The sequence below is a fragment of the Pseudomonas sp. TREG-RG-20F-10-E-6-01 genome (assembly GCF_022662455.1).
In the GTDB taxonomy this organism is placed as follows: Bacteria; Pseudomonadota; Gammaproteobacteria; order Pseudomonadales; family Pseudomonadaceae; genus Aquipseudomonas.
In genome coordinates this window covers 615015-634056 of record NZ_JAKNQP010000002.1, presented here as the reverse complement: position 1 = coordinate 634056, position 19042 = coordinate 615015, and the positions used below count along the sequence as shown (strand labels likewise).

Annotated in this window: 19 protein-coding genes; 16 read left to right on the top strand and 3 right to left on the bottom strand. The window is 60.3% G+C overall.

Going from position 1 to position 19042, the window contains the following annotated elements; translation table 11 throughout:
• The first annotated feature begins 2 nt into the window (after window positions 1-2).
• The 13 genes from L8K08_RS09365 (at window position 3) to L8K08_RS09305 (ending at window position 10974) form a co-directional block, all read left to right on the top strand.
• Complete coding sequence (locus L8K08_RS09365) at window positions 3-932, top strand: FAD-binding protein (RefSeq protein ID WP_145159239.1); 930 nt, start codon at window positions 3-5, stop codon at window positions 930-932.
• 81 nt (window positions 933-1013) lie between these two features.
• On the top strand, window positions 1014-1835 hold the full coding sequence (locus L8K08_RS09360) for a transporter substrate-binding domain-containing protein (protein ID WP_242196084.1): 822 nt from the start codon (window positions 1014-1016) through the stop codon (window positions 1833-1835).
• Window positions 1836-1844: 9 nt separating this feature from the next.
• The gene (locus L8K08_RS09355) at window positions 1845-2207 is read left to right on the top strand and encodes a DUF4398 domain-containing protein (RefSeq protein ID WP_242196081.1); all 363 of its coding nucleotides are present in this window, start codon (window positions 1845-1847) and stop codon (window positions 2205-2207) included.
• On the top strand, window positions 2204-3019 hold the full coding sequence (locus L8K08_RS09350) for an OmpA family protein (RefSeq protein WP_145159233.1): 816 nt from the start codon (window positions 2204-2206) through the stop codon (window positions 3017-3019). Before L8K08_RS09355 ends, L8K08_RS09350 begins: the two co-directional genes overlap by 4 nt.
• 273 nt (window positions 3020-3292) lie before the next feature.
• Window positions 3293-4732 carry a PLP-dependent aminotransferase family protein gene (locus L8K08_RS09345; RefSeq protein ID WP_106576193.1) on the top strand — a complete coding sequence of 480 codons (1440 nt, stop codon included), beginning with the start codon at window positions 3293-3295 and terminating at the stop codon, window positions 4730-4732.
• A 117-nt stretch (window positions 4733-4849) separates the two neighbouring features.
• Window positions 4850-5344: a translation initiation factor 2 gene (locus tag L8K08_RS09340; RefSeq protein WP_242196078.1), complete on the top strand. Its 495-nt coding sequence runs from the start codon at window positions 4850-4852 to the stop codon at window positions 5342-5344.
• 159 nt (window positions 5345-5503) lie between these two features.
• Entirely contained in the window at window positions 5504-5758 is a 255-nt protein-coding gene (locus tag L8K08_RS09335) for a YkgJ family cysteine cluster protein (protein WP_083357231.1), read from the top strand.
• 67 nt (window positions 5759-5825) lie between these two features.
• A complete protein-coding gene (locus L8K08_RS09330) occupies window positions 5826-6431 on the top strand; it encodes an START domain-containing protein (RefSeq protein ID WP_064453725.1) in 606 nt (201 codons plus the stop codon).
• Between the two features lie 103 nt (window positions 6432-6534).
• Window positions 6535-6771, top strand: coding sequence for a hypothetical protein (locus L8K08_RS09325; RefSeq protein ID WP_106576196.1), 237 nt, complete (start codon window positions 6535-6537; stop codon window positions 6769-6771).
• A 213-nt stretch (window positions 6772-6984) separates the two neighbouring features.
• The gene (locus L8K08_RS09320; protein ID WP_003193463.1) at window positions 6985-7326 is read left to right on the top strand and encodes a ribonuclease E inhibitor RraB; all 342 of its coding nucleotides are present in this window, start codon (window positions 6985-6987) and stop codon (window positions 7324-7326) included.
• Window positions 7327-7809: 483 nt separating this feature from the next.
• Window positions 7810-9219, top strand: a complete 1410-nt coding sequence (locus L8K08_RS09315) for a circularly permuted type 2 ATP-grasp protein (protein WP_145159230.1) — start codon at window positions 7810-7812, stop codon at window positions 9217-9219.
• Window positions 9220-9223: 4 nt separating this feature from the next.
• Window positions 9224-10174 carry an alpha-E domain-containing protein gene (locus L8K08_RS09310; protein ID WP_242196075.1) on the top strand — a complete coding sequence of 317 codons (951 nt, stop codon included), beginning with the start codon at window positions 9224-9226 and terminating at the stop codon, window positions 10172-10174.
• The gene (locus tag L8K08_RS09305) at window positions 10171-10974 is read left to right on the top strand and encodes a transglutaminase family protein (protein WP_145159228.1); all 804 of its coding nucleotides are present in this window, start codon (window positions 10171-10173) and stop codon (window positions 10972-10974) included. Before L8K08_RS09310 ends, L8K08_RS09305 begins: the two co-directional genes overlap by 4 nt.
• Window positions 10975-11217: 243 nt before the next feature.
• Here the strand turns inward: L8K08_RS09305 and L8K08_RS09300 are convergent, their stop codons facing one another.
• Entirely contained in the window at window positions 11218-12024 is an 807-nt protein-coding gene (locus L8K08_RS09300; protein ID WP_242196072.1) for a cytochrome c, read from the bottom strand.
• Window positions 12025-12671: 647 nt separating this feature from the next.
• Here L8K08_RS09300 and L8K08_RS09295 point away from each other — a divergent pair.
• The 3 genes from L8K08_RS09295 (at window position 12672) to L8K08_RS09285 (ending at window position 16985) form a co-directional block, all read left to right on the top strand.
• Window positions 12672-13877, top strand: coding sequence for an acetyl-CoA C-acetyltransferase (locus tag L8K08_RS09295; RefSeq protein WP_242196069.1), 1206 nt, complete (start codon window positions 12672-12674; stop codon window positions 13875-13877).
• Between the two features lie 16 nt (window positions 13878-13893).
• The gene (locus L8K08_RS09290) at window positions 13894-16041 is read left to right on the top strand and encodes a 3-hydroxyacyl-CoA dehydrogenase NAD-binding domain-containing protein (RefSeq protein ID WP_242196066.1); all 2148 of its coding nucleotides are present in this window, start codon (window positions 13894-13896) and stop codon (window positions 16039-16041) included.
• A gap of 215 nt (window positions 16042-16256) precedes the next feature.
• Window positions 16257-16985: an amidotransferase gene (locus L8K08_RS09285; protein ID WP_145159216.1), complete on the top strand. Its 729-nt coding sequence runs from the start codon at window positions 16257-16259 to the stop codon at window positions 16983-16985.
• A 37-nt stretch (window positions 16986-17022) separates the two neighbouring features.
• On the opposite strand, the gene L8K08_RS09280 is transcribed toward L8K08_RS09285, so the two are convergent.
• Both L8K08_RS09280 and L8K08_RS09275 read right to left on the bottom strand, forming a co-directional pair.
• Window positions 17023-17994 carry a magnesium and cobalt transport protein CorA gene (locus L8K08_RS09280; protein ID WP_058420797.1) on the bottom strand — a complete coding sequence of 324 codons (972 nt, stop codon included), beginning with the start codon at window positions 17992-17994 and terminating at the stop codon, window positions 17023-17025.
• A 135-nt stretch (window positions 17995-18129) separates the two neighbouring features.
• Complete coding sequence (locus L8K08_RS09275) at window positions 18130-18870, bottom strand: 1-acylglycerol-3-phosphate O-acyltransferase (protein ID WP_242196062.1); 741 nt, start codon at window positions 18868-18870, stop codon at window positions 18130-18132.
• Window positions 18871-19042 lie beyond the last annotated feature (172 nt).

The following is a 19042-nucleotide window of genomic DNA, read 5'->3' as shown; positions in this document are numbered from 1 at the left end:
TCATGACTATCTTGGTAATCGCAGAACACGACAACAAGGTGCTGGCCCCGGCCACCCTGAACACCGTGGCTGCCGCTGCGAAAATCGGTGGCGACATTCACGTGCTGGTAGCAGGTCAGGGCGCTGGCGCCGTGGCTGACGCCGCGGCGAAAATCGCTGGCGTGAGCAAAGTACTGCTGGCCGACAACGCCGCCTACGCTCACCAACTGCCGGAAAACGTTGCTCCTCTGGTTGCAGAGCTGGGCGCTGGCTACAGCCACATCCTGGCTGCCGCTACTTCCAACGGCAAAAACATCCTGCCACGCGTTGCCGCGCAATTGGACGTTGACCAGATCTCCGAGATCATCTCGGTTGAAAGCGCTGATACCTTCAAGCGCCCGATCTACGCCGGTAACGCCATTGCCACCGTGCAGTCCAACGCGTCGGTAAAAGTGATCACCGTGCGTGCCACCGGTTTCGACCCGGTTGCTGCTGAAGGTGGTTCGGCGGCCGTTGAAGCCGTCTCCGCCGCCCACGACGCGGGTACGTCCAGCTTTGTTGGCGAAGAGCTGGCCAAGTCGGATCGTCCTGAGCTGACCGCTGCCAAGATCGTCGTTTCCGGCGGGCGTGGCATGCAGAACGGTGACAACTTCAAGCACCTGTACGCCCTGGCCGACAAGCTGGGCGCTGCGGTGGGCGCGTCCCGCGCGGCCGTCGATGCAGGTTTCGTACCCAACGACATGCAGGTCGGCCAGACCGGCAAAATCGTTGCGCCACAGCTGTACATTGCCGTCGGTATCTCCGGCGCGATCCAGCACTTGGCCGGTATGAAAGACTCCAAAGTGATCGTTGCGATCAACAAGGACGAAGAAGCGCCGATCTTCCAGGTGGCTGATTACGGCCTGGTGGCGGACTTGTTCGAAGCCGTACCTGAGTTGGAGAAGCTGGTCTAATCCAGCCGCTTCACTTATAAAGAGCCCGGTCTTTGGACCGGGCTTTTTTTTGCGCGCCCCTTTTTAATCTGGAGAACCGCCATGGATCTGCGTCCCGTAGTGCTGGCACTGACACTTGGATTGGCGCTGCTGCCGAGCCTGGCGCTGGCCGCTGGCAAATGTGAGCGCCTGGTGATCACCGGCAGCCCGGACGCGCCGCCCTTGTTATGGCGTGACCCACAAGACCCGACGCACCTGATCGGCGCCACCGCCGATGTGCTGCAACAAGTGGCCAAGGAGCTGGGGCTTAAAATCGACCTGCTCTATGGCGGCAAACGCGCCCTGGCCCTGGATGAAGTGCGCAGCGGGCGCATGGACATCCTCGCCGATGCGCCGCTGAACCTGGGCGAGTTGGAAACCCTCGACTACATCCACCCGGCCTTGATGCAGATCGACTACCTGGTCTGGACCCGCAAGGATTCGGCGCTGGTCTACGCCACGGCGGCCGACCTGCACGGCCAAAAGGGCGCAGTCTCGGAACGCGCACGCTTGAGTGCCGATTTCGACACCTTCGCCAGCCAACAGCTCAACCTGCAACGCTTCCCCACCTTGACGCCGGCCTTTCAGAAACTGCTGCTGGGGGAAGTGGACTACGTGCTCGCCGGGCGTTATTCGGGTATGGCCATGGCCCAGACGCTGGGCATGAGCAACGACTTGATCGCGCGTGAAGTGCCTGTCGATCAACCCGGCTTGTACCTGGCGATTTCCCACAACTCGGCCTGCAATGATCCGTGGCTGCGCGGACAGCTGGCCAAAAAGATGACAGAATTGCCCGCGTCCGGTGTGGTGCAAACAGCAATGCAGCGCAACCTCGAGCGCTGGAAAGCGCAATTGCAGCAACCCGTCGGCACCCCAGCAAAGTAAGGATTTACAGTGACTATTCGACCTCTTTTCGCGGCCCTCGCCGTTGTCGCTTTGGCGGGATGTGCAGCCGATCCTGCGCCGAATGAGCAAATACGCCTCACCCAGCAAGCCCTGGAACAAGCCAGCGCCGTGGGGGCCAGCGTCGACGATTCGCCTGAGCTGAAACTGGCCGAAGACAAGTTCGCCAGGGCCAAGGCCGACATGGCCGATGAGTCCTACAAGCATGCGCGCATGCGGGCCGAACAGGCCGAGTTGGACGCGCGCCTTGCCGAAGCCAAGGTTCTGACCCAAAAGAGCCAAGAGCAACTGAGCGTGCTCAACACCCGCATCACCCGCCTGCGCAAGCAATTGCAGTTGGGAGAAGCCCAATGAGCCCGATGATCCGTGGTTTGAGCTGTGTCGTGCTGCTGGGCAGCGCCGCCCTGGGCGGTTGCGCCAGCCAACCGAGCAGCGAGCAGGCCTTGCAACAGGCCGGCACTGATTTCCAGAAGGTCAAGGAAGACGCCAATGTGCTGCGCTTTGCACCCAAGGACGTCATTCGCGCCGGTGAATCCCTGGCGCGCGCCGATCGTTTGTCCAGCTACTGGGGCAGCGGTGCCGACGTGGTGCATTACGCTTACCTGAGCCAGCGGTACAGTGCGATCGCCCGCGAACACACCGAACAGGGCCTTAACGCCGAGCGCGGCACCAAGCTCGAGTTGGAACGCCAACGCCTGCAACTGGCCCTGCGCGAAAACAAACTCGCCAGCGTGCAGCAACAGGGCAAGTGGCTCGAAGAGCAAATCGCCAGCCTGACCACCACCCAGACCGATCGCGGCCTGGTGATGACCCTCGGCGATGTGCTGTTCGACACCGGTGATGCGCAGCTGGAAAACTCGGCCAATCGGACGGTGCTGAAGATCGTGCAGTTCCTGCAACTGAACCCCAAGCGCGTGGTGCGCATCGAGGGTTACACCGACAACACCGGTGGCGAGCAGGAAAACCTGAAGCTGTCGCGCGACCGTGCGCAATCGGTGGCCGATGTGCTGATGGACCTGGGGATCGATGAAAAACGTATCCAGGTCGAAGGCTATGGCGACCAGTACCCGGTCGAAGCCAACGCCTCCGAGCGTGGCCGCGCGCAGAACCGTCGGGTGGAGATTGTGTTCTCCGATGAAAAGGGCCAGCTGGGCGCTGCGCGCTGACGCCCTGCGCGGTCCTCTGTGGGAGCTGGCTTGCCTGCGATGCGGGCACCTCGGTGGATCTGGCTAACCGAGGTGATGCCATCGCAGGCAAGCCAGCTCCCACCCCAAGCAAACCCGATCGCTGATCGGGTTTTTCATGTTCAACACCCGCACAGTTTTTTCTATCACTGCCGCCCGAGCTCGACTATTCTCGCAACTGTCCCCGTACACTTCTAAACTGTGCCGGTATGTTTCACACAAAAATAAAATACCCGTGAAATCGAGTGCTGCGTCATGACCAATCTGTTGCTCTACCAACGTATCGCCCAGCAACTGGCTGAGGACATCCGCCGTGGTGTCTATCAACCCGGTGAGCGTGTGCCCTCGGTGCGCAAAATGAGCTCCCAGCTCAACGTCAGCCACGCCACGGTGTTACAGGCCTATGCCAACCTGGAAGACCAGGGGCTGATCCGGGCGCGGCCGCAGTCGGGCTATTACGTGCACCAGACACCTGCGTTGACGGCACCCACGCCGGACATCGCGCGGGTCGAGCGCCCGGGTTTGGTCACCCGCAGCAGCATCATCCAGCAAGTCTTGGTCGAGTCGCGCCGCGAAGGTGTGTTCCCGTTGGGCGCCGCCGTGCCGAGTGTGGATTACCTGCCTGTGCGGGCGCTGCACCAGCAATTGGCCAAAGTCACCCGCTTCCAGAGCCCGCGCGCATTCAGTTACATGTTCAGCCCGGGCTTTGAGCCATTGCGCCGCCAAGTGGCGATTCGCATGCGCGACGCCGGCGTAGTGGTGGATCCCTCCGAAGTGGTGATCACCCACGGTTGTGTCGATGCGTTGCAGATGTCGTTGCGCGTGCTGACCCGCCCGGGCGACCTGATCGCCGCCGAATCACCCACCTATTACGGTTTGCTGCAATTGGCCGATCTGCTGGGCCTCAAAGTCATCGAGATCCCCAGCGACCCGTCCACCGGCATGAGCCTTGAGGCCTTGCAACTGGCGGCCAACCAGTGGTCGATCAAGGCCCTGGTGCTGACCACGCGCCTGAGCAATCCCCTGGGCGCGACCATGCCTGAAGAACGCCAGAAACAGTTGCTGCGCCTGGCCTCGGATTTCGATATCCAGATCGTCGAGGACGATATCTACGGCGAACTGATGTTCGAACTGGGCCGCACCAAGGCGCTGAAAGCCTATGACCGCCTCGACCGGGTGATCTACTGCTCGAGCTTTTCCAAGACCTTGTCTCCCGGCGTGCGCATCGGCTGGATGATTGCCGGCAAATACCAGCAGGAAATCCAGCGGCTGCAGATGTTCAGCACCCACTCGGCCTGCAGCGTGACCCAGATGGGCGTTGCGGCCTACCTGGAAAACGGCGGCTATGACCGCCACCTGCGTTATATCCGCCAGGAGTACCGCAAGAACCTCAGCGCTTTTCAGCTGGCGGTGCAGCAGTATTTCCCGGAAGGCACACAGATGACGCGTCCCAACGGCGGCTTTATCTTGTGGGTCAGTTTGCCGGGGCGGGTCAATACCCAGGAACTGCACGTGCGCGCATTGCAGCAGGGCATCAGCATTGCGCCGGGGGTGATTTTCAGTAATACGGAACAGTTCAACCACTGTATTCGCCTCAACTGCGGCACGCCGTGGAACCGCGAGGCAGAGCGGGCGCTGATGACCTTGGGGATGCTTGCCAGCCAGCTGTGCCAGGAAACTGCAGCCGGGCTTTGAGGCCGGTGGCTGAGGCGTGTAATGGGGACAGTACCGATAGCTGGCTAATCACCAGACTTGTCATGCCGCGCACAACAAGCGAGCATATGGCCCTCTGCCGTTAATGCTGTTGGCGATATGACATCTATTTTTCGCGCTGCTGTAGTGGTTGGCCTGTTAAGCCTGTGTAACGTCGGCACCGTGCTGGCGGCAACGCCTGTGGTGTCTGAAAGCAAGCCCGCCGCCAGTACCGAGCAGGCCACTCCCGCGAAAAAACCGGCGCCCGCCAAAAAGGCTCCGGCGGCCAAGAAGAAAGCCGCCACGGTGAAAAAGCGCGCTCCCGTCGCGAGCAAATCCAAGTCAGCCCATGAAGTGGCACAGACCAAACTGCCACCGGCACAGTTGGACCTGACATTGCCTACGGAGATGGTCAGGCACTTGCAGCCCATAGGCACCATGCCCAAGCCCAAGAGCGTGCCCTTGCTGCCGCCGATGTTTGGCGAGAAACCTACCGACAACAGCGCGTTCCAGATCAACGGCCGCTTGCTCAGCAACGAGATGAAGCTGCAGTTGCGTAACGATGAACGTCGAGATATTGAAGGCGCGGCGCTGGATTTCGAGTTCAAACAATAAATTTCGCGCAAAGGTGACGCCGCTCATCGACCATCTGTCGCAGACTGGTCAGTCACTTTTGTTTTGTGCGAAAAACCTCTGTTAGACCATTTTAAAACGGCTGTTTAAGGGCGTACTCTAGCCCGGCCACCACATTGAGTCGTCGAGGACCTGTTGGTCATGAAATGCCGTGAAGGCTGTGGCGCATGCTGCATTGCCCCCTCCATCAGTTCGCCATTGCCGGGAATGCCGCACGGCAAACCTGCGGGCGAACGCTGCCTGCACCTGTCGGTCGAACAGCTATGCCTGCTGTTTGGCCAACCGGAACGCCCAGCGGTGTGCAGTGATTTCAAAGCAGATCTGGATGTCTGTGGCAACGACCAGGCCGATGCGATCCGGTTGATCGGCTGGTGGGAGCAGATGACGGCGGCTTGATGGGCTTTACTATCGGAATTTACTTTCAGAACTTACTTTCAGAACTTCGACAATAAGGAATACAACAATGGGTTCGCTGAAACGAATGGCTGTGTTGTGCGGTTTTACGGTGTTGTTTGCTGCCACTGCGCAGGCTGAGGATTGGCAGGTCGCCAAGGACGAAGACGGTATCAAGGTCTCCCTGAGCGAAATTGCCGGCTCCAAATACAAGGCCTACCGCGGTGTGGCGCTGATCAAGGCGCCTGTCGCCAAGATCCAGGCCCTGCAGGAAGACGTGGCCGGTGCCTGCTCCTGGATCCACGAATGCAAATCGCAAAAACTGCTCAAGACCGAAGGCGACAAGAGCTGGACCTACACCCAGTTCAAGGCACCGTTCCCGGTGACCGACCGCGATTCGATCCTCGAAATCACCACTTCCAAGGCTGCCGACGGCACCGTGACCCGCAAATTGCTGGAAGTGCCGACCTATCAGCCAGAAGTGAAAGGTTACGTGCGCGTTGCCCAGGTAGACGGCTACTGGAAGCTGGTACCCAAAGGCGACAACCAGACCGAAGTGACCTACCAGGTGCACACCGAGCCAGGCGGCAGCGTGCCATCGTGGCTGGCCAACAAGTTCGTGGTGGACGCGCCGTTCAACACCTTGAAAGCCTTGAAAGAACACGCTGAAAAATAAGTGTCATTAATCAGGTGCCTCCTGACTTGAGTGGAACGTTTGCCGAGCCCTCAAGGTCCAGATAGTTGTAAGCCCACACATGGGTTTTATCGAGGAGGCACCGATGCAAAAGTGGCAGATTACCTTCGTTGATGATCACGGCGTTCAGTCCGTCGAGCAGTTCAGCTGCGACCAGAAGCCCAGCCTCGAAGATGCGGCACACATGATTCGTAACAAGCTGGTGCCAGTGGCCGCCGAACTTGACCTGAATGACTTGGAAGGGCGCAAACCCGAGCCTACGGTCAAGATTCTTAAAGACCAGAACAGCATTCAAATCCTCGACATTTCGCCCGCCGCCTGAACATTGCCTGTATGCCCTTCAAGCGCCTCTGGTGGAGGTGATAGCTTCGCGCTACTCTGCAACCGAGATCAGCGAATGAATCGCTAAGGTCTGGTCTTGTCAGCTACATGCTTGTTTTCCCGCGGTGTCGTTAATGCCGTAGCACCCGCGCCAGCAGGGCGCGGTCTTCGGGAAGCACGGAAAGTCTATCCATCAGTTTGAGGAGGACGTTTCATGAGCACAGCCTATCAAGAAGACATCAGCACCAACGTACTGCGCCGCATGAAAGAAGGCGGTTTCGACTTCTCACGTTTTCACCCCATTGAGTTCTACGCCATTTTCCCGGATGAGGAACGGGCGCGCAGGGCTGCGGGTCGATTTCGTGGGGAATCCCTGAATGCCCAGGTCAGCGCGCGCGATGATGGCGCCTGGTACCTGGAACTGAGCAAAATCATGTTCGCAACCTACGACGGCATAGGAGACTTCGAGCAAGACTTTGAAGCGGTGGTCGAGCCTTTGGGCGGGATCATCGAGGGATGGGGCGTCAAGCAGGAGGTGCGTGGGTTACCCATGTAGCGGCATTCGATGAGCAACACAGCGTATCGGCTGACCTTTGGGTCGGCCGATTTTGTTTGTGCACTCCCCACAACTGCATCCTTAACATCGCCACCCACTACGAGCCCGGCCTGCTGCCGATAGCGTCTTTAACGTCGCGATCGCCGGCAAATCGGGCTCTTGGCTTTCTACGGCGCAAAAAAAACCACCCAAAGAGGGTGGCTTAAAGGGAAGAGCGGTTCGCTGACATCTCAGGAAACATCCTGGTCAGCCGATGTGGGGATTATCCGCAAGCGAGGCCGGGCAGTGAAATCAACTCTGACTATGCTGTTGATAGTCAAAGACCGCATTGCGATGAAGCGTGGTACAGGACAGCAGGCGTTCTGCGCACCAGGACGGTGCGCGCAAAACTTGAAGGTTATTTAACTCACTGATTTTTAAGTGTTTATGCCGCTGGCACGGGCCTTGCGACGGTTCTCGCGCCCGGGGGACAAGGAGTACGGCATGATCCGCACTTATTACGATGAAATGTACGACGGGGCAGGGCAGGTCCGCCCCCATTACCGCGAGTTCGCCCGCTGGTTAGCTGAAACTCCCGCCGAACTGCTGGCCCAGCGCCGGCGTGAAGCCGATTTGCTGTTTCATCGCGCCGGGATCACCTTCACCCTTTACGGGGACGAGCAGGGCACCGAGCGCCTGATTCCTTTCGACACCATCCCGCGCAGCATTCCGGCGAGTGAGTGGCAAATTGTCGAGCGCGGCTGCATTCAACGGGTCAAGGCGCTGAACCTGTTTCTCGCCGACCTCTATCACGAGCAACGCATCATCAAGGCCGGGATCATCCCCGCCGAACAGGTGTTGGCCAACGAGCAATACCAGTTGGCCATGCAGGGCCTGGACCTGCACCGCGATCTGTATTCCCACATCTCCGGTGTCGATCTCGTACGCGATGGTGATGGCACCTACTACGTGTTGGAAGACAACCTGCGCACACCGAGCGGCGTGAGTTACATGCTCGAAGACCGCAAGATGATGATGCGCCTGTTCCCCGAGTTGTTCGCCGCCCAGCGCATCGCGCCCATCGACCATTACCCCAACCTGTTGCTCGACACCCTGAAAAGCTCGAGCCCTCTGGATAACCCCAGCGTGGTGGTGCTGACCCCGGGGCGCTTTAACAGCGCGTTCTTCGAGCACGCCTTCCTTGCGCGGGAAATGGGCGTGGAACTGGTGGAAGGCGCCGACTTGTTCGTGCGCGATGACCGCGTATTCATGCGCACCACTGACGGCCCCAAGGCCGTGGATGTGATCTACCGTCGCCTCGATGACGCATTTCTCGACCCACTGGCCTTCAACCCCGACTCCATGCTCGGCGTGCCCGGCCTGCTCGCGGCCTATCGCTCGGGCAATGTGGTGTTGGCCAATGCGATTGGCACCGGGGTGGCCGATGACAAGTCGGTGTATCCCTTCGTCACCGAGATGATCCGTTTTTACCTGGATGAAGAGCCGATTCTGAAGAACGTGCCTACGTTTCAATGCCGTAAGCCCGACGAATTGTCCCACGTGCTGGCCAACCTTCCGGACCTGGTCGTCAAGGAAACCCAAGGTTCCGGCGGCTACGGCATGCTGGTGGGCCCGGCGTCGACAAAAGCGGAAATCGAAGCCTTCCGCGCGCGCATCAAGGCCAAGCCCCACGCCTATATCGCGCAGCCGACGCTGTGTTTATCCACGTGTCCGACCTTCGTCGAAAACGGCATTGCGCCGCGCCATATCGACCTGCGGCCGTTCGTGTTGTCCGGCAAGGAAACCCGCGTGGTGCCCGGCGGTTTGACCCGCGTGGCCCTGCGCGAGGGCTCGCTGGTGGTCAACTCGTCCCAGGGCGGCGGCACCAAAGACACCTGGGTGGTCGAGGACTGATGCCATGTTGAGTAGAACTGCCTCGGATTTGTACTGGATGTCGCGCTACCTGGAACGCGCGGAAAACCTCGCCCGCATGCTTGATGTCAGCTATTCGCTGTCGCTGATGCCTCAGGACGGGCGCGGTGATGGCCTGCACGAATTGGCCATGCCGCTGCTGATCACCGGCACCCTGGAGGATTACCACGAGCGCCACGGCGAACTGCATGCCGAACGCCTGCTGCACTTCTTCGCGCTGGACGCGGCTAACCCGGCGAGCATCTACAGTTGCCTCGGCGCCGCGCGCGCCAGCGCCCATGCGGTGCGTGGGCGAATCACCGCCGACATGTGGGAAAACATCAACGCCACCTGGCTGGATATCCGGGATATCGCCCAGCAAGGGCTCAGCCGCTACGGCATGAGCCGGTTCTGTGAGTGGGTCAAGGAGCGGTCGCACCTGTTCCGTGGCGCCACCTACGGCACCATCATGCGTAACGACGCGTTTCGTTTTATTCGCCTGGGCACCTTCATCGAACGTGCCGACAACACCCTGCGCCTGCTGGATGCGCGCTACGAAATGGCCGGCGACCAAGCCGCTGCGGTCAGCGACGGCACGGCTCATGCCTACTATCAGTGGAGTGCCTTGCTGCGCGCGTTGTCGTCGTTTGAGGCCTACACCGAGATCTACCGTGACGCACCCGGCGCCCGGCAAGTGGCCGAACTGCTGTTGTTGCGCGCTGATGTCCCACGCTCGCTGCGTGCCTGCAGCGAAGAGATCGACCAGATCCTTGCCAGCCTGCCCGGCCTCAACGGGCGCCCGGCCCAGCGCCTGGCCGCCGAGATGGACGCGCGCCTGCGCTTTACTGCCATCGACGAAATTCTCAAGGAAGGCCTGCATGCCTGGCTGACCGACTTTATCCCCTTGGTCCGCCAGTTGGGCGACGCCATCTACAGTTCCTACCTGGAGGCGGCATGAGACTTTCCATCAGCCACGAAACCACCTACCACTACGAAGACCAGGTGCGCGCCAGCATCCAGTACCTGCGCCTCACGCCCCACGACAGCGAACGCCAGCACGTGCTCAGTTGGCAGCTCGATCTACCGCGCCCGGTGCGCGCGCAGGTCGACCCGTTTGGCAACATCCTGCACGTGCTGACCCTTGATGAGCCCCACGACGCCATCATCATCGGCGCCCGCGGCCAAGTGGACATCGATGAATTGCGCGAGGCTGAGCACGAAAGCCAGTCGGCGTTTCCGTTTTTGCGCAGCACGCGACTGACCGAGCCGGACGACGCGTTGCGCGGTTTTGCCGACCAGCATTGCCGTCAACGCCGCGACCGCTCTGCGTTGATCGACCTGATGCATGCGCTCAACCAGTCGATGGTCTACACGCCGGGCGCCACTGAAGTCGACACCTGCGCCGCCACGGCATTCGCGGGGCGCGCAGGCGTGTGCCAGGACCACACCCATGCATTCCTGGCCTGCGCACGCAGCCTGGGCATTCCAGCGCGATATGTGTCGGGGTATTTGTACACCGAAGACAGCACGCACCTGGCCAGCCACGCCTGGGCCGAAGCCTGGCTGGATGACGCGTGGTACAGCTTTGATGTGACCAACCAATTGGCGCGGCCCGAGCGGCATTTGAAGTTGGCGGTAGGCCTGGATTACCTGGATGCCTGCCCGGTACGCGGCATGCGCCGAGGCGGCGGGCATGAGCAGATGCACGCCAAGGTGTTCGTGGCGCCGACGCCGGTGATTTCGGTGCAGCAGCAATAATCTCCCGAACGGAGCAGCTCAAACCTGGGCGCGGGCTTGTCGTGGCGGACGGGCTTGTCGTGGCGAGCGGGCTTGCTGTGGCGAGCGGGCTTGCCCCGCGTTGGGCTGCGAAGCGGCCCTAATAAAGCAGAATGCTGTGTGTCAGGCACTCCTCAGCGTCTGGTTTTGGGGCTGCTGCGCAGCCCAACGCGGGGCAAGCCCGCTCGCCACAGCAGCCCGTTGAGCAAGGGAGCTTGGTAAGGCTTACGGCTGCTGCTTACGCCCCGCCATATGCTTCAAATACCCCACCAGCAAATCCAGCTCGCCGTCCGGTAACACACTGGCTGCGAACGCTGGCATCTTCGCCTGGGGCCAGTGCCGCAGGCTCTGCGGGTCGCGGATATAACGCTTGAGGAAATCCCCGCTGAAATATTCCGTAGGGTTGTAGGGAATATTCAGGTCCGGCCCCACCTGCGCATCGCCGGCGCCGTTGAGGCGGTGACAGGCCAGGCAGTTTTTCTGGAACAGCGCAAAGCCCTGATTGATCGGGTCATTCGCGGCGAGTTTCGGGTCAGGCAACAGGGCTGGAAAGCGCTCGGCCACCGTCTTCAATTGCTTGATCCCGGACATCTGGAAGGGCCACTGCTCAGGGCTGATGTTTCCGGCTTGCGGGTCGGTCCACACCAGATAGAACGGCCCGGCACTTGGCTTGCCTTCGGCCAGCGCGGGCCACGGATGAGCCGGGTCTTCCACCGCCAGCCAGGCACGGGCACCGTGTTTTTGCAGCAAAGGCGCCGCCGTCAGCTCGGCGGCGAAGCCGTCGAGGGCGACGGCTTGCAGATGATTTTCCGGCGAGAGGCCCGGTAACAGAGCCGCCAGCGGCACCGCGCGATAAGTCATGTCGCGCTTGTAGGAAACGTCATTGACGATATGCACCGTCTGCGCCTGCGGGTGCTTGAGCAGGTCTTCGGTCCGCCAGGTTTTGCTGGCGCGGTCCAAGTCGATGGTCAGCTGGGCGGCCGCAGCGGGAAGGGCCAACAGCGCGGCGAGAAAGGCGAGGATCAGTTTCAAGAGTGAGCCCGGTTTGAAGTGGCGATGGCGCCCACGATACCGGAAATCGGCACGCAAAAAGACAGCCCCTGCAACAGGACCGCTATGCGCAATGTCCCGGCAGGTGCTGCCAAAAGCTGCAGTCCTGATGCAATGTGTGCACGGAATGTGAGGATCGAGTCGTCACCCAATAACCTTGGTTAAATTGGGCAAGATCAGAATCAGTGTGGTGGCGAACAGAATAAGTCCCGCCTGACGTACTTTCGAATGTTTGAACATGGCTGACTGCCTTTTGTTGTTATTCCTGAGCGTCAAATGCGTGCCGGTCAATTTCAGTATCGCAACGTGACGTGTCGCTTTTCTTACAGCTGCTCCAGCAAAACCCGGCAGCAACTTCTTACTGATTGAACCTTAGAGCCCTCGTTCTGCGTCGCTTAGATCCATTTAATATCAGCTAATCAGCATTTCTACTTAAAAAGGCATGAGGCATATCGCCATCTTGGCGCCAATGCCTTGGCTAGACCGCTAAAACGATTAACCCGCGCTTTCCCATAGCACCCTACCGTTCGTCCGAGCGTGAGGGTCAAAAGCAATGAGCGCATCCGTCATTGAAACCGTGTCAATCGGGCCTAAGGTAGGGGCACACACGCACTGCGTTCGAGGATGTCATGACCCAAGCTTTGATCTTTGATGCCATACGCACGCCCCGGGGCAAAGGCAAGGCCGACGGCGCCCTGCACAGCGTCAAACCAGTAAACCTGGTGGCCGGTCTGCTCACCGCGCTGGCGCAGCGCAGCGACCTCGACACACGCCAGGTGGATGACATCGTGCTCGGTTGCGTCACCCCGGTGGGCGACCAGGGCGCCGACATTGCCAAGACCGCCGCACTGGTGGCGGACTGGGACATCAGTGTCGCCGGCGTACAAATCAACCGTTTCTGTGCCTCGGGCCTCGAAGCGGTGAACCTGGGCGCGATGAAAGTGCGTTCCGGCTTTGAGGACCTGGTGGTGGTCGGCGGCGTCGAATCCATGTCGCGCGTGCCCATGGGCAGTGATGGCGGCGCCTGGGTGCTCGACCCGCAGACCAACATGCACAGTCACTTCACGCCCCAAGGCATCGGCGCGGACTTGATCGCGACCCTGGAAGGCTTCACCCGCGAGGACGTCGACGCCTTCGCCCTACATTCCCAGCAGAAAGCGGCCAGGGCGCGTGCTGACGGTTCTTTCAACAAGTCGCTGATCGCGGTGCAGGACCAAAACGGCATCGTGCTGCTGGACCACGACGAGTTCATTCGTGGCGACTCCAGCCTTGAAGGCCTCGGCAAGCTCAAGCCAAGCTTCGAGATGATGGGCCAGATGGGCTTCGATGCCACCGCCCTGCGCGTCTACAGCCATGTGGAACGCATCCATCACGTGCACACGCCAGGCAACAGTTCCGGTATCGTCGACGGCGCCGCGCTGATGTTGATCGGCTCCGAGGCCAAAGGCCGCGAACTGGGCTTGCAACCGCGGGCGCGCATCGTCGCCACGGCGGTCACCAGCACCGACCCGACCATCATGCTCACCGGCCCGGCACCGGCCACGCGCAAAGCCCTGGCCAAGGCCGGTTTGCGCGTGGAAGACATCGACCTGTTTGAAGTCAACGAGGCGTTTGCCTCAGTCGTCCTCAAGTTCATCAAGGACATGGGCATCGACGCTGCGCGGGTCAACGTCAACGGCGGCTCCATTGCCATGGGGCACCCGCTCGGCGCCACGGGCTGCGCGATCCTCGGCACCCTGCTCGACGAACTGGAAGTGCGCCAGCAGCGCTACGGCCTGGCCACCCTGTGTGTCGGCGGTGGCATGGGCATCGCCACCATCATCGAACGCCTCTGAGCCCAAGGAACCTGTCATGACCGACGCCATTCGTTACGAAAAAGGCCAGGACCATATCGTGGTGCTGACCCTCGACATGCCCGGCCAGAGCGCCAACACCATGAACGGCGTGTACCGCGAGGCCATGGCGGCCGCAGTCGCGCGCCTGGAGGCAGAAAAGGACGGCATCGCCGGTGTGGTGATCACCTCGGCGAAGAAAACTTTTTTTGCCGGCGGTGACCTCAATGAATTGATCAAAGTCGATAAGGCTCACGCCAAGGAATTTTACGACGGCGTGTTGGTGTTGAAGGCCCAACTGCGCCGTCTGGAAACCCTTGGCAGGCCAGTGGTGGCCGCTATCAACGGTGCGGCGTTGGGCGGCGGTTGGGAGATTTGCCTGGCGTGCCATTACCGCGTCGCGCTGGATGACAACTCGACACAGCTCGGCTTGCCTGAAGTCACCTTGGGCTTGTTGCCGGGCGGCGGCGGGGTAGTGCGCATGGTGCGCATGCTCGGGTTGGAAAAGGCCCTGCCGTATTTGCTGGAAGGCAAGAAGGTGCGGCCGCAGCAGGCGCTGCAAGCCGGGTTGATCAATGCGCTGGCGATGGATCGCGATGAGCTGCTGGCCAAATCCCGCGCCTGGATTCTGGCCAATCCCGAGGGCAGACAACCGTGGGACAACAAGGCTTATCAGATCCCAGGTGGCACGCCGTCGAACCCGAAGGTGGCGCAAATGCTGGCGATTGCGCCGTCGATTTTGCGCAGCAAAACCCATGGCTGCTTCCCGGCTCCGGAGAAAATCCTCTGCGCTGCCGTGGAGGGCGCCCAAGTGGATTTCGACACTGCGCACTTGATCGAAACGCGCTACTTCACCGAACTCGTCACCGGCCAGGTGGCGAAAAACATGATCGGCACCTTTTGGTTCCAGCTCAATGACATCAACGCCGGCAGCTCACGGCCACAAGGTTTTGCGCCGTACGTCACGCGCAAAGTCGGCGTACTGGGCGCGGGGATGATGGGCGCGGGCATCGCCTATGTCAGCGCCAGTGCGGGCATCGACGTGGTGCTCAAGGACGTCAGCCTGGCCGCGGCCGAAAAGGGCAAGGCGCATTCGGCCGCGCTGCTGGACAAGAAGATCAGCCGTGGGCAACTGACGGCCGAACAGCGCGACACCATTCTGGCGCGGATCCATCCTACGCAAGGCGACGCCGACCTGGCCGGCTGCGACCTGATCATCGAAGCGGTGTTCGAAGACCGTGAGCTCAAGGCCAGGGTCTCGGCCGCCGCGCAACGTGTGGTCGGCAGCGACGCCGTCATCGCCTCCAACACCTCGACCTTGCCCATCAGCGGCCTGGCCAGCGCCGTGCCCGATCAAGGCAAGTTCATTGGTCTGCATTTCTTCAGTCCGGTCGACAAGATGCCGCTGGTGGAAATCATCAAGGGCGCCCATACCCGCGACGAAACCCTGGCCCGTGGTTTTGATTTCGTCCTGCAAATCAAGAAAACTCCCATCGTGGTCAACGACAGTCGTGGTTTTTTCACCTCGCGGGTGTTCGGCACCTTCACCAACGAAGGCATTGCCATGCTCGGCGAAGGCGTGGCCGCGCCGATGATCGAAACCGAAGCGCGCAAGGCCGGTATGCCGGTGGGGCCGTTGGCGGTGTCGGATGAGGTGTCGCTGAGCTTGATGAGCCACATCCGGCAGCAAACCGCGAAAGATCTACAGGCTGAAGGCAAGGCGCCGCCGACGCATCCCGCGACCTTGGTGATCGACCTGTTGGTGAATGCGTACAAACGCACGGGCAAGGCGGCGGGCGGTGGTTTTTACGACTACCCCCAAGGGGCGCAGAAACACCTGTGGCCGGAGCTGAAAGCGCGCTTTGAACAGCCCGATAACCAAATTTCGCCACAGGATGTGCGCGACCGATTGCTGTTCATCCAGGCCATCGAAACCGTGCGTTGTGTGGAGGAGGGCGTGTTGAGGTCGACGGCTGACGCCAACGTCGGCTCAATCTTCGGCATAGGCTTTGCCGCGTGGAGCGGCGGTGCGCTGCAGTTTATCAACCAGTACGGCCTGAACGACTTTATCGCCCGGGCGCGCTACCTGGCCGAGCAGTACGGGGAGCGCTTTTCGCCCCCGGCTCTGCTGCTGGAAAAAGCAGCGCAGGGAGACATATTCGCCTGACCGAAACACCTTAGTCTGAGCGATATAAAACCCATGTGGGAGCGGGCTTGCCCGCGATAGCGGTGTGTCAGCCAATGCATATGTCGGCTGATATGACGCCATCGCAGGCAAGCCCGCCCCCACACCGAGGCACTTGGCGAGACTTGCTTTGCAGGGGTGTTTCAAGGCAGGCTCTGGGGTGTGCATTATTCCCACCACCGTGTCAGGTATTTTTTATGTCGCTACGCGTCTGTATCCTGGAAACCGATATCCTGCGTCCAGGCTTGATCGATCAATACCAAGGGTACGGGCAGATGTTCAAGCGCCTGTTCTCCAAGCAGCCGATTGCTGCCGAGTTTGTTGTGTACAACGTGGTTCAGGGCGAATACCCGCCGGATGACGAGGCGTTTGACGCCTACCTGATCACCGGCAGCAAGGCCGATTCCTTTGGCACCGACCCGTGGATCCAGACCCTCAAAACCTACCTGCTTGAACGCTATGAACGCGGCGACAAGTTGCTGGGCGTGTGCTTCGGCCACCAGTTGCTCGCGCTGCTGTTGGGCGGCAAGACCGAGCGCGCCAGCAAGGGCTGGGGCATGGGCATCCACGACTACAAACTCAACGCCAAGGCGCCGTGGATGAGCCCGGTGGTGGAAGAGCTGACCTTGTTGATCAGCCATCAGGACCAGGTCACCCGCCTGCCGGAAAACGCTACCGTGATTGCCTCCAGCGATTTCTGCCCGTACGCCGCTTACCACATTGAAGACCAGGTGCTGTGCTTCCAGGGCCACCCGGAATTCATCCACGACTATTCACGCGAGCTGCTGGAAATTCTTCAGACAACGTTGGGCGAAAAGATCTACACCAATGGCGTGGCCAGTCTGGCGCGTGACCACCACGGCGCAACCGTGGCGGAATGGATGATGCGTTTTGTGGCGCACAAGCCAGAAGCCGACGTGGCCTGAATCACGCTTGAGGCGGGGCCGGCTGGCCGGCGATGGTTTACAACCAGCCCGACCGCTTGAAGCTGGCCCACAAACTGGTGCAGCCCACCGCAATAAACCCGAGCACCGCAAAGTAGCCGTAATGCCATTGCAGCTCGGGCATGTTCTGGAAGTTCATCCCATAAATCCCCGCCACTGCGGTGGGGAACGCCAGGATCGCCGCCCACGCGGCGAACTTGCGCTGCACCACGCTCTGACGCGAGGCTTCGAGCAACACACCAATCTCAATCGTCTGGCTGGCGATATCGCGCAAGGTGGTGAGGTCTTCCATCTGCCGTGTCACGTGGATCTGCACGTCACGAAAATACGGGCGCATGTTTTTGTCGATAAACGGGAAGCTCAGTTTTTGCAGTTCCTGACTGATCTCCACCATCGGCGCCACATAGCGTTTAAGCCGCAGCACGTCGCGGCGCAGGCCGTGGAGGTTCTGGATATCACGCTCGCTCAGCGAGCTGCACAGCACATTGCGCTCCAGCTCATCAATTTCGGCGTGGATCGCTTCGCTCACCGGCTGGTAATTCTCGGTGACGAAATCCAGCAGCGCATAGAGTACGAAATCTTCCCCGTGCTCCAGCAACAACGGCCGCGCCTCACAGCGCTGGCGCACAAAGCCGTAGGACGCGGAATGGCCGTTGCGGGCGGTGATGATGTAGCCGTTGCCGGCAAAAATATGGGTTTCGATAAACTCCAGCTTGCCGTTCTCGCGCACCGGTGAGTAGGTGACGATAAACAGCGCATCACCGAAGGTTTCAAGCTTGGGGCGGCTGTGTTTTTCGAGGGCGTCTTCGATGGCCAGTTCGTGCAGATTGAACTGGCGTTGCAGGTTGGCCAGCTCTTGGGCGCTGGGCTCTTCCAGGCCGATCCACACAAAGTGATCGGGCTTGGCGGCCCAGGCTGCGCCTTCATCGAGGGTGATATCAGTGACTTTCTTTCCGGCGCTGTAGACGGCCGCCGCAACAACTCTACCCATGGTGCTGATTGCTTCTTATTGGGAGGACAGGTGTTGGGCAGCTTAGCGTGAATGGCGTTCCCTTGTTGCTCATGCAGGCACGCTTTTTGTGGCGAGCACGCTCGTTTGTACGGGGGGCAAAGCGCCCGCAAAAAATCACAAAGGCGCAGGTGCCCAAGCGGCCTGCAGTTCACGGTCCATCTGTGCAATACACTCATCCATCTGCTTCTGACACGCCTGCATCAACGCCGGGATGTCATCCGAAGTCAGTTTTACGGTAGGAATCGGCGGCAGCGAGCGTATGAGCACATCACCGCTGTCCCAGCGATTAAGCTGCATGTGCGTGACATAATTGCTGACACACACCTGCACGATGGGCACACCCGCCGCAATCGCCATATGAAACGCGCCTTTCTTGAACGGCAGCAGCCCCTTGCCCAAGTTGCGTGTACCTTCCGGGAACACCCAGATCGATGTGTCTTCATGCTGCAAAGTGCGCGTTGTGGTGAGCATCGCGCGCCGCGCCTTGTGCGCGTTGCCCCGGTCGATCAGCACATTGCCCGCCAACCAGAACAACTGGCCGAACAGCGGCACCCATTTCAGGCTTTTTTTGGCAATGCACACCGTGCGATGCGGCACCACAGTGCCCAGCACAAACAGGTCGTAGTTGGACTGGTGGTTGGCGATGATCACGCACGTGCCGGGCTTATTACGCAGCGAGTCGACGTTCGCCCTCACGTTCAGTCGCAATATCCACATCGCAGGCAACCCATACAGGCGAGCGCACAAGCGACTGTTATCCGGGTTGAACGGCCGACAGATGCCCAGCAGCACGCCCAGCACTCCGGCGACCATAAAGTGCAGGCCCATCAACAACATACGTAACAGAAAAAGCATCGACACAGCCCATCGGGACAAAAGGTGGCGCAGTGTACGGATGTGCACTGTATTCGGCAATTGCCCCTACAGACGTGGGAGATAGGCGATGTTTAAGCACATGTTTCAATGTGTGCCGGCAGCGCCCAGCTAGAGCGGTTTAAGACGTATCCCCATTTTTTGTAAGAAAAAG

Bases quoted from the DNA above. Each gene is read 5' to 3' on its own strand.
- L8K08_RS09365 (WP_145159239.1), top strand. From the start codon at position 3: ATGACTATCTTGGTAATCGCAGAACACGACAACAAGGTGCTGGCCCCG.
- L8K08_RS09360 (WP_242196084.1), top strand. From the start codon at position 1,014: ATGGATCTGCGTCCCGTAGTGCTGGCACTGACACTTGGATTGGCGCTG.
- L8K08_RS09350 (WP_145159233.1), top strand. From the start codon at position 2,204: ATGAGCCCGATGATCCGTGGTTTGAGCTGTGTCGTGCTGCTGGGCAGC.
- L8K08_RS09345 (WP_106576193.1), top strand. From the start codon at position 3,293: ATGACCAATCTGTTGCTCTACCAACGTATCGCCCAGCAACTGGCTGAG.
- L8K08_RS09340 (WP_242196078.1), top strand. From the start codon at position 4,850: ATGACATCTATTTTTCGCGCTGCTGTAGTGGTTGGCCTGTTAAGCCTG.
- L8K08_RS09335 (WP_083357231.1), top strand. From the start codon at position 5,504: ATGAAATGCCGTGAAGGCTGTGGCGCATGCTGCATTGCCCCCTCCATC.
- L8K08_RS09330 (WP_064453725.1), top strand. From the start codon at position 5,826: ATGGGTTCGCTGAAACGAATGGCTGTGTTGTGCGGTTTTACGGTGTTG.
- L8K08_RS09325 (WP_106576196.1), top strand. From the start codon at position 6,535: ATGCAAAAGTGGCAGATTACCTTCGTTGATGATCACGGCGTTCAGTCC.
- L8K08_RS09320 (WP_003193463.1), top strand. From the start codon at position 6,985: ATGAGCACAGCCTATCAAGAAGACATCAGCACCAACGTACTGCGCCGC.
- L8K08_RS09315 (WP_145159230.1), top strand. From the start codon at position 7,810: ATGATCCGCACTTATTACGATGAAATGTACGACGGGGCAGGGCAGGTC.
- L8K08_RS09310 (WP_242196075.1), top strand. From the start codon at position 9,224: ATGTTGAGTAGAACTGCCTCGGATTTGTACTGGATGTCGCGCTACCTG.
- L8K08_RS09305 (WP_145159228.1), top strand. From the start codon at position 10,171: ATGAGACTTTCCATCAGCCACGAAACCACCTACCACTACGAAGACCAG.
- L8K08_RS09295 (WP_242196069.1), top strand. From the start codon at position 12,672: ATGACCCAAGCTTTGATCTTTGATGCCATACGCACGCCCCGGGGCAAA.
- L8K08_RS09290 (WP_242196066.1), top strand. From the start codon at position 13,894: ATGACCGACGCCATTCGTTACGAAAAAGGCCAGGACCATATCGTGGTG.
- L8K08_RS09285 (WP_145159216.1), top strand. From the start codon at position 16,257: ATGTCGCTACGCGTCTGTATCCTGGAAACCGATATCCTGCGTCCAGGC.
- L8K08_RS09280 (WP_058420797.1), bottom strand. From the start codon at position 17,994: ATGGGTAGAGTTGTTGCGGCGGCCGTCTACAGCGCCGGAAAGAAAGTC.
- L8K08_RS09275 (WP_242196062.1), bottom strand. From the start codon at position 18,870: ATGCTTTTTCTGTTACGTATGTTGTTGATGGGCCTGCACTTTATGGTC.